The organism is Mesorhizobium sp. M0001, assembly GCF_040324255.1.
GTDB lineage: Bacteria > Pseudomonadota > Alphaproteobacteria > Rhizobiales > Rhizobiaceae > Mesorhizobium.
In genome coordinates this window covers 400,468-416,421 of record NZ_JAMYVS010000003.1, presented here as the reverse complement: position 1 = coordinate 416,421, position 15,954 = coordinate 400,468, and the positions used below count along the sequence as shown (strand labels likewise).

Genomic DNA, 15,954 nt, shown 5'->3' with positions numbered 1-15,954 from the left:
TAACGATTCAAGCTCAAGTGTGGTCGGCCTGCCGGCCCGAAACTGTCGACAGGCCAGCAATGCGCTGCTAGAAGCCCGCGCCACAGACAGGATTCCAGAAATTGGCTGAAGACATCGAACAGGCGGTATCGCGCCGCCGCACTTTCGCGATCATCGCCCACCCCGACGCCGGAAAGACGACGCTCACCGAAAAGCTGCTGCTGTTCGGCGGCGCCATCCAGCTTGCCGGCGAGGTCAAGGCCAAGAAGGATCGCATCCAGACCCGGTCCGACTGGATGAAGATCGAGCGCGAGCGCGGCATTTCGGTCGTCACCTCGGTGATGACCTTCGAATATGAGGACAATGTCTTCAACCTGCTCGATACGCCCGGCCACGAGGATTTTGCCGACGACACCTACCGCACCCTGTCGGCGGTCGATAGCGCCGTCATGGTCATCGACGCCGCCAAGGGTATCGAGCCGCGCACGCTGAAACTGTTCGAAGTCTGCCGGCTGCGCGACATCCCGATCATCACCTTCATCAACAAGATGGACCGCGAAAGCCGCGACCCGTTCGAAATTCTCGACGAGATCGAGCAGAAGTTGGCGCTGGACACTGCCCCCATCACCTGGCCGATCGGCCGCGGCAAGACTTTTGCCGGCACCTACCACCTGGCGCTCAACGCTGTGCGCAGGGGCGATGCCGAGAAAGACCGCACGCCGGTCAACGGCCCCGACTCCAACCGCGTCGCCGGCCTGCTGCCGGAAAACGAGCGCGAGGCCTTCATCGAGGAGCTGGAGCTCGCGCGCGAAGCTTGCCGCCCGCTCGACATCGACGCCTTCCGCGAAGGCCATCTGACACCGGTCTATTTCGGCTCGGCGCTGCGCAATTACGGCGTGCGCGACCTGATCGAGGCGCTCGGCGCCTTCGGCCCGCCGCCGCGTGCGCAGGACGCAGACACCCGCAAGGTCGAGGCGACGGAGGAGAAGATGACGTCCTTCGTGTTCAAGATCCAGGCCAATATGGACCCCAACCATCGCGACCGCATCGCCTTCGTGCGCGTCTGTTCGGGCAAGCTCGAGCGCGGCATGAAGGCCAAGCTGGTGCGCACCGGCAAGCCGATGAGCCTGTCGGCGCCGCAGTTCTTCTTTGCCCGCACCCGCGTCACCGCCGACGAAGCGTTTGCCGGCGATGTCGTCGGCATTCCCAACCACGGCACGCTGCGTATCGGCGATACGCTGACCGAAGGCGAGGAGATACTGTTCCGCGGCGTACCCAACTTCGCGCCGGAAATCCTGCGCCGTGTGCGCCTCGGCGACGCGATGAAGGCGAAAAAACTCAAGGAAGCGCTGCACCAGATGGCCGAGGAAGGCGTCGTGCAGCTGTTTTCGCCGGAAGACGGCTCGCCGGCCATCGTCGGCGTTGTCGGCGCGCTGCAGCTCGACGTCTTGAAGGAAAGGCTGAATTTCGAATACACGCTGCCGGTCGAATTCGAAATGTCGCGCTTCTCGGTCTGCCGCTGGATCTCTGCCGACGACAAGGCCGAAACGCTTCGCTTCATTGAGGCGCATCGCGGCGACATCGCCCGCGATCTCGACAACGACCCGGTGTTTCTGGCCCAGAACGCCTTCTCGCTGAACTACGAAGCCGAACGCTGGAGGGCGATCCGCTTCGCCACCATCAAGGACTACCAGGTCCGCGACAAGGCGGCGTAAGGCGCCCCTTTTCCTTCTGCCCGCTTACGCGGAGAAGGTGCCCGAGGGCGGATGAGGGGCAGCGCCGACCTTGAAGGGTCAATTGGCTCCAACGCGCGCCGGCCGTTCGCGTGGCTCAGGGCGTTCGAAGCTCGAAAAGCAAAGCAATTGGCTTTTCGTCCGCTACGCGGCCGCTTCTCACCCCTTCGCAGCTTCCTCGATCTTGGCAATATCGATCTTGCTCATCTGCATCATCGCCGACATCACCCGCCCGGCCTTGGCCCGGTCCGGATCCAGAAGCAGGCGCGGCAGTTGCTCCGGCACGACTTGCCAGGAGACGCCGAACTTGTCCTTCAGCCAGCTGCATTGCGACGGTTCGCCGCCGCCTTCGATGAGCTTGTCCCAGAAATAGTCGACCTCTTCCTGCGTCTTGCAGTCGATCGACTGTGACATCGCCTCGTTGAACTTGAATTGCGGTCCGCCGTTCAGCGCCTGGAACTGCACGCCGTCGAGTTCGAACGTGGTTACCAGCGCCTTGCCGGCATCGGTATGGCCTTCGGGCCAACGCAGCACGCTCAGTACCTTCGAGTTCTTGAAGATGGAAACGTAGAAATTCATCGCCTCTTCGGCCTGGCCATCGAACCACAGGCAGGTGGTGATCTTTTGCATGTCATGCTCCTCGGGTGTTTGGTTGCGGTTACAGGTGAAGCGGCTGACTTATAGAAATGGTGCCATTCCCTTGCCGTCGTCCCAAGGACGGATGCCGGGCTAGCGATCCGACACTGGCCGGCAATCTTTTTCGAAACCCTGATTTCAGCGAGACTCTGGCGCATTGCAAAAATGTGGCCAGACCATACTTGCCGGTCTATAAACCCCGCGGTCCAAATTAAGCGCCGCCACGCTCCGCGTTGAGCGCAGCCAACCAGCCAAGGAACATTCATGCCGGCCTATCGCTCCCGCACTACCACCCACGGCCGCAACATGGCCGGCGCCCGCGGCCTGTGGCGCGCCACCGGCATGAAGGACTCGGATTTCGGCAAGCCGATCATCGCGGTGGTCAATTCCTTCACCCAGTTCGTGCCGGGTCATGTCCATCTCAAGGACCTTGGCCAGCTGGTGGCGCGCGAGATCGAGAAGGCCGGCGGTGTCGCCAAGGAATTCAACACCATCGCCGTCGATGACGGCATCGCCATGGGCCATGACGGCATGCTCTATTCGCTGCCGTCGCGCGAGCTGATCGCGGACTCGGTCGAATATATGGTCAACGCGCATTGCGCCGATGCCATGGTCTGCATCTCCAATTGCGACAAGATCACGCCCGGCATGCTGATGGCCTCCTTGCGCCTCAATATCCCAAGCGTCTTCGTCTCCGGGGGGCCGATGGAAGCCGGCAAGGTGGTGCTCGCCGGCAAGACACAAGCGCTCGACCTGGTCGACGCCATGGTTGCCGCCGCCGACGACAAGATCTCCGACGAGGACGTCAAGGTCATCGAACGCTCGGCCTGCCCGACCTGCGGCTCGTGCTCCGGCATGTTCACCGCCAATTCGATGAATTGCCTGACCGAGGCGCTCGGCCTGTCGCTACCCGGCAATGGCTCGACCCTCGCAACCCACGCCGACCGCAAGCGGCTGTTCGTCGAGGCCGGCCATCTCATCGTCGATCTCGCCCAGCGCTGCTACGAGCAGGATGATGAGTCGGCACTGCCGCGCAGCATCGCCTCCAAAGGCGCCTTCGAGAACGCCATGACGCTCGATATCGCCATGGGCGGCTCGACCAACACCGTGCTGCATATCCTGGCCGCCGCCCATGAGGGCGAGGTCGATTTCACCATGGAAGACATCGACCGGCTGTCACGCCGCGTTCCGGTGCTGTGCAAGGTCGCACCGGCCAAGTCCGACGTGCATATGGAAGACGTCCACCGCGCCGGCGGCATCATGGCGATCCTCGGCCAGCTCGACAATGCCGGGCTGCTCAACCGCAACCTGCCCACGGTGCATACGGCAAGCCTGGGCGAAGCGCTTGACCATTGGGACATCTCCCGCACCTCGAGCCAGAGCGTCCGCGACTTCTTTCTCGCCGCTCCGGGTGGCGTGCCGACACAGGTCGCCTTCAGCCAGGACCGCCGCTGGGACGAGCTCGACCTCGACCGCGAGAAGGGCGTCATCCGCTCAGCCGAGACGCCGTTCTCGAAAGACGGCGGCCTTGCCGTGCTGAAAGGCAATCTGGCGCTCGACGGCTGCATCGTGAAGACGGCCGGCGTTGACGAGTCGATCCTGAAGTTCACCGGCCCGGCCCGCGTGTTCGAAAGCCAGGACGCTTCCGTGAAGGCGATCCTGTCCAACGAAATCAAGGCCGGCGATGTCGTCGTCATCCGCTATGAAGGACCGCGCGGCGGTCCCGGCATGCAGGAAATGCTCTACCCCACGAGCTATCTAAAGTCGAAAGGCCTCGGCAAGGCCTGCGCGCTGGTCACCGACGGCCGCTTCTCCGGCGGCACATCAGGCCTGTCGATCGGCCATGCCTCGCCCGAAGCAGCGGAAGGCGGCACGATCGGACTGGTGCAGGAAGGCGATACGATCGAGATCGACATCCCCAACCGCACGATCCGGCTTGCTGTCAGCGACGCTGAACTCGACGCGCGCCGCGCGGCCATGGAGGCGAAGGGCGCCATGGCCTGGAAGCCCGAGGAAAAGCGCAAGCGCAAGGTGACGACCGCGCTGCGCGCTTACGCCGCCTTCGCCACCAGCGCCGACAAGGGCGCGGTGCGGCACGTACCGGAGTGAGGGGTGCGGCGCCGACCCCACCCCGCTGCTGCGCAGCGACCCTCCCCACAAGGGGGAGGGTAAAGCTCACGGCATCAGCTGATATTCGTAAAGCTTCTGATACAGCCCGCCCTGGTTGAGCAGCGTGCGATGCGCGCCGCTTTCCACCACCTTGCCGGCCTCCAGCACCACGATCGTGTCGGCCTGGTGCACGGTCGACAGGCGGTGGGCAATGACGATGGTGGTGCGCCCGACCGTCAGCTGCTGCAGCGCGTCGCGGAAAAGCGCCTCGGATTCGGCGTCGAGCGCGCTGGTCGCCTCGTCGAGCAGCAGGATTTCGGCATTGCGCAGCATGGCGCGCGCGATCGAGATGCGCTGGCGCTGGCCGCCTGACAGCAGCGCGCCATTCTCGCCGACATCCGTGTCGTACCCTTTCGCCTGGGCGCTGATGAAGTCATGTGCATTGGCGGCCCTTGCGGCGGCCATTACTTCCTCGTCCGTGGCGCCCTCGCGCCCGAGCCTGATGTTGTGCATGATCGTGCCGGCAAACAGGAACGTGTCCTGGCTGACATAGGCGATCTTTTCCCTGACCGAGGTGAGCGTGGCACAAGAAATGTCCTGCCCGTCGAACATCACCCTGCCGACCTGCGGGTCGTACATGCGCATGATCAGGTTGAGGATGGTCGACTTGCCGCTGCCCGAGGGTCCGACCAGCGCCGTCATCTTGCCTGCGGCAAGCGTCAGGTCCAGTCCCTCGAACACCGGCGCGCTTTCGGGGTAGGCGAAGCTGACATTGTCGAAATGGATCTCGCCCGGCCCGGCCCGCAGCGGCTTTGCATCCGGCTTTTCGGCCAGCGTCAGCGGCCGGTCGGCGAGCTGGAACATCATGCGCACGCCGACAATGCCGGTTTCAAGCGAGATGCGTACGCGGGCCAGGCGCTTGGCCGGCTCATAGGCCAACAGCAGCGCCGCGATGAACGCCATGATGTTGCCCGGCATCTGACCGCCGCCGCCCAGAACCAGGAAGCCGCTGACAAAAACGGCGCCAGCGATGGCCAGCCCCGCAAGCGTTTCCATCACCGGGCTGGTGGCGGCCTCCAGCGTGGCGATGTTGTTGGCGCGGCTCTCCACGTCCGACACGGCCTTGTACATGCGCTTGCGCATGGCGCCTTCGAGACCGAAGGATTTGACGACGCGCACGCCGATCGCCGTTTCCTGCATCACCTGCACGATCTGGCCGAGCGAACGGAATTCTTGCGAGGCAATTTTTCGGACGCGCTTGAGGATACGATTGACGCCGTAAATGGCGATCGGCCCGATCACCAGACAGATCAGGGACAGCGCCGGCTGCTGCCAGACCATCACACCCACCAGCGCAGCCAGCGTCACCAGGTCGCGAACATAGGACGTGACGATTTGGTCGAGCACGCTGCGCGCGGCCTGGGCATTGTTCGTCATGCGCGAAATCAGTTCGGACGAAGAGGTCGAATGATAGAATTCGATGCCTTGTGCAAGAATGCTGTCATAGATCTTGCGCTGCCGGTCGGCGATGATGGCATTGCCGACCCTGCTCATGAAGTAGGCCTGGATGAAGTTTGCGAAGCCCTTGAGAATGAAAATCGCTCCGGTCGCCGCCGCGATCAGATTGACCTGCCCAATCCTCTTGTAAACCACGAATTCATTGGTGATTTCGCGCAGCATATAGGCGCTGGCTGCTGTCGTTGCCGCCACCACCAGCATCGACAGAATGGCCGCAGCGTAGCCAAATCTATGTGCGTGAAAGGATTCCCGCAAAAGCCTTGCGATAAGGCGCTGGTTTTCCGTCGAACGGAAGAAGCGAAACAAATGGCCGATCCCATGACTGACTGACGAATTTCGGATTCGCCACCGGGGCGAAAGGCGGCTTATAGAGCGAGTTGTGGCCGGATGGAACCTTTCGCTGTCGCGGAGACAATCGGCTGCGGCACGGTGTCTTTTGCGCCACGATTGCGGCGTTCGAGCTTCAGGGAGATGACGACAGATGGATTTCGACCTTGTTGTGCGCGGCGGAACGCTGCCCGACGGCACCGTCGCCGATCTCGGCATCATCGGCGAGACGATCGTCGCCATCGAGCCCGAACTGCATGTCAGCGCCGGCACGGCGATCGACGCCCGTGGCAATCTGATCTCGCCGCCCTTCGTCGATCCGCATTTCCATATGGACGCCACGCTGTCCTACGGCATTCCACGCATCAACGCTTCGGGCACGCTGCTGGAAGGCATTTCGCTGTGGGGCGAACTGAAGCCGCTCTTGACCCATAACGCGGTGCGCGAGCGGGCGCTCGCCTATTGCGACTGGGCGGTCTCGATGGGCCTGCTCGCCATCCGTACCCATGTCGATGTCTGCGACGACCGGCTGCTGGCGGTCGAGGCGCTGCTCGACGTCAAGAAGATTGTCGCGCCCTATATCGATCTGCAACTGGTAGCCTTCCCGCAGGATGGCTTCTACCGTTCGCCGACGGCGCGCCAGAACACGCTGCGCGCGCTCGACATGGGCGTCGACATCGTCGGCGGCATCCCGCATTTCGAACGCACCATGGCCGACGGCACGCGCTCGGTGACCGAATTGTGCGAAATCGCGGCTAAGCGCGGGCTGATGGTCGACCTGCATTGCGACGAGACCGACGATCCGCTGTCGCGCCACATCGAGCAGCTTGCCTATGAGACCCACCGCCTTGGCCTTCAGGGCAAGGTGGCCGGCTCGCACCTCACCTCGATGCACTCGATGGACAATTATTACGTCTCCAAGCTCCTGCCGCTGATTGCCGAGGCCGGTGTGTCGGCGATCCCCAATCCGCTGATCAACATCATGCTGCAGGGCCGCCACGACACGTTTCCCAAACGGCGCGGAATGACCCGGGTGAAGGAGATGCTGGCGCTCGGCATCCGCGTCGGTTGGGGCCAGGATTGCGTTCTCGACCCCTGGTATTCGCTGGGCACCGCCGACATGCTCGACGTCGCCTTCATGGGGCTTCACGTCGCTCAGATGTCGAGCCCTGCCGACATGGCACGCTGCTTCGACATGGTCACCAATGTCAACGCCGCCATCATGGGCCTCGATCATCTCGGCCTTGCCGTGGGCAAGCGCGCCAGCTTCGTCATCCTCGATGCCGGCAATCCGATCGAAGCCTTGAGGTTACGTGCCGAACGGCTGTGCGTCGTCGCCAGGGGCAAGGTGGTGGCCGAGCGCACGAAACAGGAGACACGGCTGTCGATCGCCGGCCGTCCCGGACAGGTGAACCGGCGGCACAAAACTGCGTAGAAACAGCCGATTTCCGCCGCTGGTCTTACCGATTTGCCTCGTCAAAGCGACCGCTTGCAGCTAGGGAGCCGCATGGCCCAGTCGCTCGTCCGCACCTTCACTATCAGGAACGCGCTTCTGGCCGGCATCCTCTTGATGCTGGCCGGCGACTTCATGTTCGCGCTGAACGACGCGATGGGCAAATGGCTGGTCGCCAGCTTCTCGGTCGGCCAGGTGGTGCTGATCCGATCCATCGGCGCCTTCATCGTGCTCGGCCCGATGATCGCCAACCAGGGCGCCCGCAGACTGTTCCGGATGGAGCGGCCGGTCCTCCAGATTCTGCGCGTGCTGGCGACCACGGCGGACACGGCGCTGTTCTATGCCGCCGTCGTCTATCTTCCGCTTGCCGACGTGATGAGCTTCTACATGGCCGGGCCGATCTATGTGGCGGCGCTGTCGCATTTCCTGCTCGGCGAAAAGGTCGGCTGGCGCCGCTGGGCCGCCATCATGGTCGGCTTCTGCGGCGTGCTGATCATCTTGAAGCCGTCTTCGGCGGCGTTCTCGCAGTCCTCGCTGTTCGCACTGGTCGGCAGCATCGCCTTCGCCTTTGCCATCATCCTCAGCCGCCGCCTGCGCGGCACCAGCGACACAACGCTGGTCACCTGGCAGACTATCGGCACGCTGCTGGTCGGCGGCGTGATGACCATAGGCGCTTGGCAGACGCCCTCGGCACTCGATTTCGGCGCCATGCTCCTGCTCGGCATCGTCTCCTGCAGCGCGCATCTGATGATTACCAGGGCGCTGAAACTGGCCCCTGCCTCGACGCTGGCGCCGCTGCACTACAGCCTGCTTCTATGGGCGGTGATCTTCGGCCTGGCATTCTTCGGCGACCTGCCGGGACCGCGCATCCTGATCGGCTCGGCCATCGTCGTGTTCGCCGGCCTGTTCATCTTCCACCGCCAGAAGGTGGTCGAAACAGTCGTGCCGCCGGAGAACGTGCCGAAAGGCGTGAATTGACCTAACCTTGGCGCACCGCCGCCAGATGCCGTGAAAACTCAGGCGTTTCCATCAGCGCCTTGCAACGGGCGAAGCGGCCGTCGGCATAGGCGTGGAAGTCCTCGACCGGGTTGTTGTTGGCAAGCTGGATCAGCCCCCACAACGTCCACAACAGGTCGCACATCGCCTTGTAGATAACGACGCGGCCGCGCTCGGCCGGTTTCGCCTCGCCGCCGAAATAGGCGCGCATCATCTCTTCCTCTTGCGTGGTGTCGAACCGACCTTCGACCGAGAGGTCGCCGAGGTCCCAGAGCGGGTCGTTCATCCCCGAATATTCCCAGTCGACGATCCACATCCGCTCGCCCGTATCGAGAAAATTCTCGCACAGTGGATCGCAATGGCAGGCGGCAATCGGCAGTCTATGGGCAGCAAGGGCGGCACGCACGGTGTCGGATTCGCGCACCACGTCGTGGTAGCCCGGCGGCAAGGCGACGTCCTTGGTCGACAAGACCTTGAGATAGTCGTCGATCATTGCAAACAGCTCGAAGCGGAACGGAAACACCGCACCGGACGCGTGCAGCCTGCGGAAGGCTTCGCCGGCGCGGGCCGGGCTGCCGGCGCGCAGCTTGAATTTTTCCGGCGACATCGTCACGGCGCCGGCAACGAAGCGGCTCGCCAGCACGCCTGTCGCAGGGTCGACATGCAGCACTTCGGGGCTGACGCCGGCTTTGGCCGCCTCACGCGCCGCCACCGCTTCATTGGCGCGGTTGATATATTCCTCGGTGCCTTTGCCGGGGATACGCAGGCAGATATCGCCGGCCCGAAAGACGAGATTGGTCATCCCGCCGAGCCGCTCCAGCGGTCCGTCATAGCCCGCCAATGCCGGAATCGCCGCAAGTGTTGCGCGTGCCTCGTCGGTCCCCATGCCTGTTGCCCCTGGCGTGTTATTTCTTGCGACAACGGTTCCACAGTTTTCGCCGTTTGGCTATCATCCCGATCGAGGGTGAGCAGCGAGCTGGCGGAGAAACAGCCATGGCGGGCAACAAGGATCATGGCGGGCTTGGCGCCGCCTATGCGGCGCAACGGCCCGAGGACGTCGCCGCGATCTATGACAAATGGTCGGAAACCTACGATGCCGATATGTCGGCCGCCGGCTACCGCCATCCGACGATCTGCCTGGCCCTGCTGGCCCGCCATCTGCCGCGCGGCGCCGCACCGCTTCTCGACGCCGGCGCCGGCACCGGGCTGATCGGCGAGTGGCTGGCCATCACCGGCTATCCCCAGGTCGAAGCGCTCGATATTTCGCAAGGCATGCTGGCCAAGGCAGCGGCAAAGGGCGTCTATTCGGCGCTGCATTGCCTGGCGCTCGGCGGCCCGCTGCCCTTTGCCGACAATGCCTATGCCGGCATCGTCTCGGCCGGCGTTTTCACCTCCGGCCATGTCGGCGCCGGGGGGCTGGATGAACTGATCCGCATCTGCCGGCCGGACGGCATCATCGTGCTGACGGTCAAGAACACGCTGTGGAACGCCGGCTTCGCCGAACGCATCGCTGTACTCGAAGCTGAGGGCAGGGTCGTTCGTGCCGAGGAGACTGCGCCTTATGTTTCGATGCCGGGCGAGGCTGACACCGTGCCCAGCCGCGGCCTTGTGCTGCGCGTGAGCTGAGTCTGGCGCAGCCTATGCCTTGATCCTGCTCATCGAAGGATCGTACATCGGTTCGAGATGGATCTTCGCCGGCGTCCGTTCCATCGCGACCACCAGCTCATAGTCCCCTGAGCTGAGAAAATCGTCGCTGACGCCATCGGCGTTGCGGACATAGCCATAGCCGATGTTCTTAGCCAGCGTGTAGCCATAACCGCCGCTGGTGAGATAGCCGACCGGTTCGCCATTGCGCAAAATCGTCTCGCGCCCGACCAGCACGATATCGGGATCGTCGACCGTGAAGCCGGCAAAGCGTTTCTTCAGGTCGGCGCCGCTGATCTTTTCGAGCGCCCGCCGGCCGACGAAATCGGTGTTCTTCCTCAGCTTCACCGCCCAGCCGAGGCCGGCCTCCTGAGGCGTGTCGTTGGGGGTGATGTCGGAGCCCCAGGCGCGGTAGCCTTTCTCCAGCCGAAGTGATTCCAGCGCCCGGTAGCCGATCGGCCGGATGCCGTGCGGCTTGCCTGCCGCCATCAGCGTGTCGAAAATCTCGCCGGTGGCGGCGATCGGCACATGCAATTCCCAACCAAGCTCGCCGACATAGGTGACGCGCAGCGCCCGAACCGTATGGCCGGCAGTCGTGATCTCGCGGATATGGCCGAACGGGAAGGCGGCGTTCGAGACATCGGCATCGGTCACGGCAGCCAGAACGTCGCGGGCCCGCGGTCCCATCAGTGACAGCGTGCCGAAATCCTCAGTGACATCTTTCAGCGTCACGTCGAGACCCTTGCCGACATGGTCGCCGATCCAGGAGAGATCATGCGTGCGGAAGCCGGTGCCGGTCACGATGTAGAATTTGTCTTCGGCGAGCCTGGCCACCGTCAAATCGGCCTCGATGCCGCCGCGCGTGTTGAGAAGCTGCGTGTAGGTCAGCCGTCCCACCGGCTTGGCGACATCGTTGGCGCAGATCCAGTCCAGCGCCTTAGCCGCATCCGAACCCGTCATTTCGTATTTGGCGAAGGACGACTGGTCGAAGATGCCGACTTTCTCGCGCACATGGCGGTGCTCCTCGCCGACCGGGCCAAACCAGTTCTGCCGGCCCATGGAATAAATGTCTTCGGATGTGGCGCCCTGCGGCGCGAACCAGTTCGGCCGTTCCCAGCCGAGCTTGGAGCCGAACACCGCGCGGTGCGCTTTCAGCCGCTCGTAGAGCGGCGAGACGATGCGCGGCCGGCCCGACAGATACTCCTCATGCGGAAAGCCGATTGTGTAATGCTTGCCATAGGCTTCCAGCGTGCGATCGCTGACCCATTGCCGATCGCGGTGCAGACCGGAAAACCGCCTGATGTCGACCACCCAAAGGTCGAGCGGCGCTTCGCCGTCGACAACCCATTGCGCCAGCACCCAGCCGGCGCCGCCGCCGGAAGCGATGCCGAAGGCGTTGAAGCCGGCGCCGACGAACATGTTGGCGCATTCGGGCGCGACACCGAGGATGAAATTGCCGTCCGGCGTAAAACTCTCCGGCCCGTTGATCATCTGCTTCACGCCGACCGTCTCCAGCGCCGGCACGCGCGCGATCGCCTGGCTCATATGCTGCTCGAAATGATCGTAGTCGTCGTCGAACAGCCGGAACTCCCAGTCATCGGGGACATCGCCGCCGGGCAGGCCGGTCGCCCAGGCTTGTGGGTTCGGCTCATAGCCGCCCATCACCAGCCCGCCGACCTCTTCCTTGAAATAGGTACGGCGGTCGGGATCGCGGATTGTCGGCGCGTCGGTCGCCAGCCCGTCGATCTTCTCGGTGATGATGTACTGGTGCTTGACCGGTTGCAGCGGCACGCAAATGCCGGCCATCGCGCCGACCTGGCGTGACCATTGCCCGGCGCAGTTCACCACCTTGTCGCAAGCAATGTCGCCCTTGTTGGTCTTCACCGCGGTGATGTGCCCGTCCGTCATGTCAAAGCCGGTAACGCGGACGTCCTCGAACAGCTTGGCGCCATGCATGCGCGCGCCCTTGGCCAGCGACTGCGTGATGTCGGAGGGGCTGGCCTGCCCATCGGTCGGCAGCCAGGAGGCGCCGACGAGGTCGCCGGTCTCCAGCAGCGGCCACATCTTTTTGACCTCCCCCGGCGACAGCAACTGCATGTCCATGCCGAAGCTCCTGGCCGTCGTCGCCAGCCGTTTATATTCGGTCCAGCGGTCGGCATTGGTCGCAAGCCTGAGGCACCCGGTCATCTTCCAGCCGGTAGCGAGCCCGGTTTCGGCTTCCAGCCCCTTGTAGAGCTCGACCGAATATTTGAGCACGCGGGTGATCGAGGCGGACGAGCGCAGCTGGCCGACCAGCCCGGCCGCGTGCCAGGTCGAACCCGAGGTCAGCTTCCCCTGTTCCAGCAGCACGACATCGGCCTTGTGGTCGCGTGCCAGGTGATAGGCCGTCGAACAGCCGATAATACCGCCGCCGATGACGACGATGCCGGCATGTGTAGGCAATGTCATGGCTGTGTCCCGTATTTCGTCCGGTAATTGTCCAGCGCCGCGTCGAGCCGCGTCAGGTTCTGCGCGGTGTAGGCGACGTAGTCGATGCCGGGCGCGTCGAGGTAAAGTTCGGAAACCATGCTCCACATCGCCTCGCGCAGCAGCGAGGCGCATTGCATGGCCGCGTGCGAGCGGCGGATCGCCTCATCCGGCTCGCGCATGAAATACGCGGTGAGGAAAGTGAAGGACTCCGCGTCGCTCATCTCGGCGTTGGAGGCAACGCCGGCAAGATCGAACATCGCGGTGTTGAAACCGGCATATTCGAAATCGATGAGCCACAACCTGTCGCCATCGTCGAGAATATTTGCCGGCAAAAGATCATTGTGGCCGAAGACGATCGGCAGCAGTTTCTGGGCCCGCTCCAACTCGTCGGCCAGAGCCAGCAGCCTGGGCAGCTCGTCGCGCTTGCGGCTGCCGCCTTCGCTCAGCGTTCGCGCATAGTCGCGGATGACATGGAAGACCCAGAACATGAAGCCGGCGCCGGAGATGTGATTGGGCATCTCGCGATGGAACCCGCGCATAAGGGCCGCGACGCGGCCGATATTGGCGCGCACGTCCTCGGCAACATAGGTTTTCGCGCCGAGAAATTCCGTGACCATGATGCCGGGTTCGGAATGGTGGACCGCCGGCGCGAAGCCTGCGGCGTGCGCCGCGCGGGCCGTCATCACCTCGCGGTCGCGAAAGACGTGGTGAAATGGATAGTCCTGGCCGAAGCGCACGACATGCCGCCCGGCCGCGTCCTTGACCAGATAGTTGGCGTTGCTGAGGCCGCCCGGCAGCGGCGCAATGTCGATGCTGCCATTCCAGCAAGGCAAGGCCCGGATGCGGTCTTCAGCAGTCACGGGGCCATCCCTGACTTTTGCGGAGCTTTCCTGGGCGCCATGCGCCGCGCAACGAGCGTTGGGAAACGCAAAAAATCTCGTCGGTGCGGGACGCAGGAACTCCTATCCCGCGCCGCACCGACGAGCCCCTCTGGCCAGGTTTTGATACCCGGTCTCCGCCCCCGCGGATTTGAGAAACTTTTGTGCCAGTTCAAACCCAGACGGTCTGGCCAGACGGTCCGGTCCGTGAATTGCGGCTCTGCCATCACCCTCCCGTGGCAGTTCCGAAGCTGTCACGCCGTCAATGTCACGCCAGTGCTACCTAACTGTCAATGAAATGTTGTGACTTTTTTTGGGTGTTTTGCCCGAAACCACGAGCAATTCCTTTAAAAACGGCGGCATTGCCCTAAAACCGGGCAGGCCGCAAATTCAGGAAGCCAGATGATCCATTCGAAACGGCATGGCGAAATCCTCCGCCTCCTCAAGGAAGAGGGCACCGTCACCATTGCCAGCCTCGCCGACCGGCTGGGGGTTTCGCTTGAAACGGTGCGCCGGGATGTCAAGCCACTGACCGGCAATGGCTCGGTGCTCAAGATGCATGGCGCCATCGGCCTGCCGTCGATGGCCGGCGAAGCGCCGTTCGAGCGGCGCATGCGCGACAATGCGGAGGCCAAGCGGCTGATCGCCCGCATGGTCGCTGCCACCATTCGCGACGGTGAATCGGTCATGCTGGACACCGGCACCACGACCTCGTTCCTGGCCCGCGAACTGCTCGGCCACCGGCGGCTGACCGTGGTCACCAATTCATCCGACATCGCCCGCACGCTGGCCACCGTCAACGGCAACAAGGTCTATATGGCCGGCGGCGAATTGCGCAGCGATTCCGGAGCCGCCTTCGGCGCCTCGGCGATCGATTTCGTCAGCCGCTTCTCGGTCAGCCATGCGGTGATTTCGATCGGCGCCGTCGATGCCGCCGCAGGCCTTGCCGACTACGATCTGGAAGAGGCGGAGTTCGCCCGCATGGTGCTGTCGCGCGGCCAGCGCTCGCTGGTCATCACCGACCACACCAAGTTCGGTCGCCAGGGTCTGGTCCAGGTCTGCGGCTTCGACGGTTTTTCCGAACTCGCCACCGACCAGCCGCCGCCGCGCGACATTGCCTCGGCACTTGCCGAGGCTGGAGCGCGCCTCAGCATCGCTGCGGCCTAGCCAAACACCAGCGACTGGCGCGCCGCGATCCCGGCCCATGCCGCCACCCGATACCACGAAGGCGATGTTGTGCATCATGCGCGCCGCGTCGCCGGCCGCATAAGATGTCGTTCTGGTGAAAAATTGCTTTTTTCAATCATCCCGCTCTTCGCAATGTCCATGCAACTTGGCAGCCGCAAACAGCGCCTCGTCGAAATGCGGGCCGGGCGAATCGCCCGCATCAGCAATGAGGCCACCATGCTGCAAACGATGCCTTGTCTTTCCTGGACGCTTGCGCGCTCCGACCTGGAAGCGGACCCGGCTTGGCCGGACATTCCGCAACTTTCCGCCGGCGACGGTGTATGACGGTGTATAAGGTGTCCAGGATCAAGAACCTCAAAACCTATGACTGGCGCTTCGCATGACTGATCCACTGTCGGCGATCCTGGGCTTCGGCCTGCTTGGTGTCGGCTGTCTCGCCTTCACTGAAAAGATCCTGCCGCTGCCGCCCTCGCATGTGCTGCTGCTGTTCCTCGGCATGACGGCAGCCTCCGATCTCCTGGCGCTGGCGATCCTGCTTCTGGTGACGACGCTGTCCGCCATCACAGGCTGCCTTGTCTGGTATAGTGTGGGCCGTAGGATTGGATTGGATCGTGCCGACAGGCTGGTCGAGCGTTTCGGCAAATATGTCTGCTTGCGCTATGCGACCTACAGCAAGCTTGGTCAGGCCTACCGCCGCCATCATGTCCGGGTCTCCTTGCTGGCGCAGTTCATCCCGACGGTTCGCAACTATCTGCCGATCGCGGCCGGCGCGCTCCGTCTTCCACTCTTGCCCTTCGCGGCGGCGACGCTGCTCGGCGCCACGCTATGGAACACCGGCTTCCTCGTCACCGGCTACCTTATGCGCGGCAGCGGCCGGGATTCCTATGCCATCGGCTTTCGCATCATCGTCATCGTCCTGGCGCTGGAGACGGCGTTCATGCTCGCGCTTCGCTACGGTCCTGCCTGCCGGCGGCGCCTCGGGTTCGGCTGACCAGGAGGCGCCTCAAGCCGTATGGGTATAAGC

General features: G+C 63.5%; 13 protein-coding genes. 8 read left to right on the top strand and 5 right to left on the bottom strand.

Features of this window, described 5'->3' with window-relative positions; all coding sequences use genetic code 11:
• Window positions 1-101 precede the first annotated feature (101 nt).
• The gene (locus tag NKK50_RS11905; RefSeq protein ID WP_023685113.1) at window positions 102-1,694 is read left to right on the top strand and encodes a peptide chain release factor 3; all 1,593 of its coding nucleotides are present in this window, start codon (window positions 102-104) and stop codon (window positions 1,692-1,694) included.
• Between the two features lie 177 nt (window positions 1,695-1,871).
• On the opposite strand, the gene NKK50_RS11900 is transcribed toward NKK50_RS11905, so the two are convergent.
• Window positions 1,872-2,342 (bottom strand): VOC family protein, encoded by a 471-nt coding sequence (locus NKK50_RS11900; RefSeq protein WP_023685112.1) that lies wholly within the window; start codon window positions 2,340-2,342, stop codon window positions 1,872-1,874.
• Window positions 2,343-2,612: 270 nt separating this feature from the next.
• Between NKK50_RS11900 and ilvD the strand changes: the two genes are divergently transcribed.
• Window positions 2,613-4,457, top strand: a complete 1,845-nt coding sequence (gene ilvD, locus NKK50_RS11895) for a dihydroxy-acid dehydratase (RefSeq protein ID WP_023725822.1) — start codon at window positions 2,613-2,615, stop codon at window positions 4,455-4,457.
• Window positions 4,458-4,523: 66 nt separating this feature from the next.
• Here the strand turns inward: ilvD and NKK50_RS11890 are convergent, their stop codons facing one another.
• On the bottom strand, window positions 4,524-6,281 hold the full coding sequence (locus NKK50_RS11890; RefSeq protein ID WP_023698913.1) for an ABC transporter ATP-binding protein: 1,758 nt from the start codon (window positions 6,279-6,281) through the stop codon (window positions 4,524-4,526).
• A 175-nt stretch (window positions 6,282-6,456) separates the two neighbouring features.
• Between NKK50_RS11890 and NKK50_RS11885 the strand changes: the two genes are divergently transcribed.
• Together NKK50_RS11885 and NKK50_RS11880 are read left to right on the top strand one after the other, a co-directional pair.
• On the top strand, window positions 6,457-7,737 hold the full coding sequence (locus tag NKK50_RS11885) for an amidohydrolase family protein (RefSeq protein ID WP_352500265.1): 1,281 nt from the start codon (window positions 6,457-6,459) through the stop codon (window positions 7,735-7,737).
• Window positions 7,738-7,809: 72 nt separating this feature from the next.
• Window positions 7,810-8,733, top strand: a complete 924-nt coding sequence (locus NKK50_RS11880) for a DMT family transporter (RefSeq protein ID WP_352500264.1) — start codon at window positions 7,810-7,812, stop codon at window positions 8,731-8,733.
• Between the two features lies 1 nt (window position 8,734).
• Here the strand turns inward: NKK50_RS11880 and NKK50_RS11875 are convergent, their stop codons facing one another.
• Complete coding sequence (locus tag NKK50_RS11875; RefSeq protein ID WP_352500263.1) at window positions 8,735-9,637, bottom strand: phosphotransferase; 903 nt, start codon at window positions 9,635-9,637, stop codon at window positions 8,735-8,737.
• Window positions 9,638-9,744: 107 nt separating this feature from the next.
• Between NKK50_RS11875 and NKK50_RS11870 the strand changes: the two genes are divergently transcribed.
• Complete coding sequence (locus tag NKK50_RS11870; protein WP_352500262.1) at window positions 9,745-10,377, top strand: class I SAM-dependent DNA methyltransferase; 633 nt, start codon at window positions 9,745-9,747, stop codon at window positions 10,375-10,377.
• Between the two features lie 12 nt (window positions 10,378-10,389).
• On the opposite strand, the gene NKK50_RS11865 is transcribed toward NKK50_RS11870, so the two are convergent.
• Together NKK50_RS11865 and NKK50_RS11860 are read right to left on the bottom strand one after the other, a co-directional pair.
• Window positions 10,390-12,843, bottom strand: coding sequence for a GcvT family protein (locus NKK50_RS11865; protein ID WP_352500261.1), 2,454 nt, complete (start codon window positions 12,841-12,843; stop codon window positions 10,390-10,392).
• Complete coding sequence (locus tag NKK50_RS11860; protein WP_352496892.1) at window positions 12,840-13,724, bottom strand: phosphotransferase; 885 nt, start codon at window positions 13,722-13,724, stop codon at window positions 12,840-12,842. The genes NKK50_RS11865 and NKK50_RS11860 overlap by 4 nt, the downstream gene beginning before the upstream one ends.
• Before the next feature lie 420 nt (window positions 13,725-14,144).
• Between NKK50_RS11860 and NKK50_RS11855 the strand changes: the two genes are divergently transcribed.
• The 3 genes from NKK50_RS11855 (at window position 14,145) to NKK50_RS11845 (ending at window position 15,921) form a co-directional block, all read left to right on the top strand.
• Window positions 14,145-14,909, top strand: a complete 765-nt coding sequence (locus NKK50_RS11855) for a DeoR/GlpR family DNA-binding transcription regulator (protein WP_023685103.1) — start codon at window positions 14,145-14,147, stop codon at window positions 14,907-14,909.
• Between the two features lie 69 nt (window positions 14,910-14,978).
• Entirely contained in the window at window positions 14,979-15,254 is a 276-nt protein-coding gene (locus NKK50_RS11850) for a hypothetical protein (RefSeq protein WP_155923951.1), read from the top strand.
• A 55-nt stretch (window positions 15,255-15,309) separates the two neighbouring features.
• Window positions 15,310-15,921, top strand: coding sequence for a DedA family protein (locus NKK50_RS11845; protein WP_023692634.1), 612 nt, complete (start codon window positions 15,310-15,312; stop codon window positions 15,919-15,921).
• The last annotated feature ends 33 nt before the right edge of the window (window positions 15,922-15,954 follow it).

Bases quoted from the DNA above. Each gene is read 5' to 3' on its own strand.
- NKK50_RS11900 (WP_023685112.1), bottom strand. From the start codon at position 2,342: ATGCAAAAGATCACCACCTGCCTGTGGTTCGATGGCCAGGCCGAAGAG.
- ilvD (WP_023725822.1), top strand. From the start codon at position 2,613: ATGCCGGCCTATCGCTCCCGCACTACCACCCACGGCCGCAACATGGCC.
- NKK50_RS11885 (WP_352500265.1), top strand. From the start codon at position 6,457: ATGGATTTCGACCTTGTTGTGCGCGGCGGAACGCTGCCCGACGGCACC.
- NKK50_RS11880 (WP_352500264.1), top strand. From the start codon at position 7,810: ATGGCCCAGTCGCTCGTCCGCACCTTCACTATCAGGAACGCGCTTCTG.
- NKK50_RS11875 (WP_352500263.1), bottom strand. From the start codon at position 9,637: ATGGGGACCGACGAGGCACGCGCAACACTTGCGGCGATTCCGGCATTG.
- NKK50_RS11870 (WP_352500262.1), top strand. From the start codon at position 9,745: ATGGCGGGCAACAAGGATCATGGCGGGCTTGGCGCCGCCTATGCGGCG.
- NKK50_RS11865 (WP_352500261.1), bottom strand. From the start codon at position 12,843: ATGACATTGCCTACACATGCCGGCATCGTCGTCATCGGCGGCGGTATT.
- NKK50_RS11855 (WP_023685103.1), top strand. From the start codon at position 14,145: ATGATCCATTCGAAACGGCATGGCGAAATCCTCCGCCTCCTCAAGGAA.
- NKK50_RS11845 (WP_023692634.1), top strand. From the start codon at position 15,310: ATGACTGATCCACTGTCGGCGATCCTGGGCTTCGGCCTGCTTGGTGTC.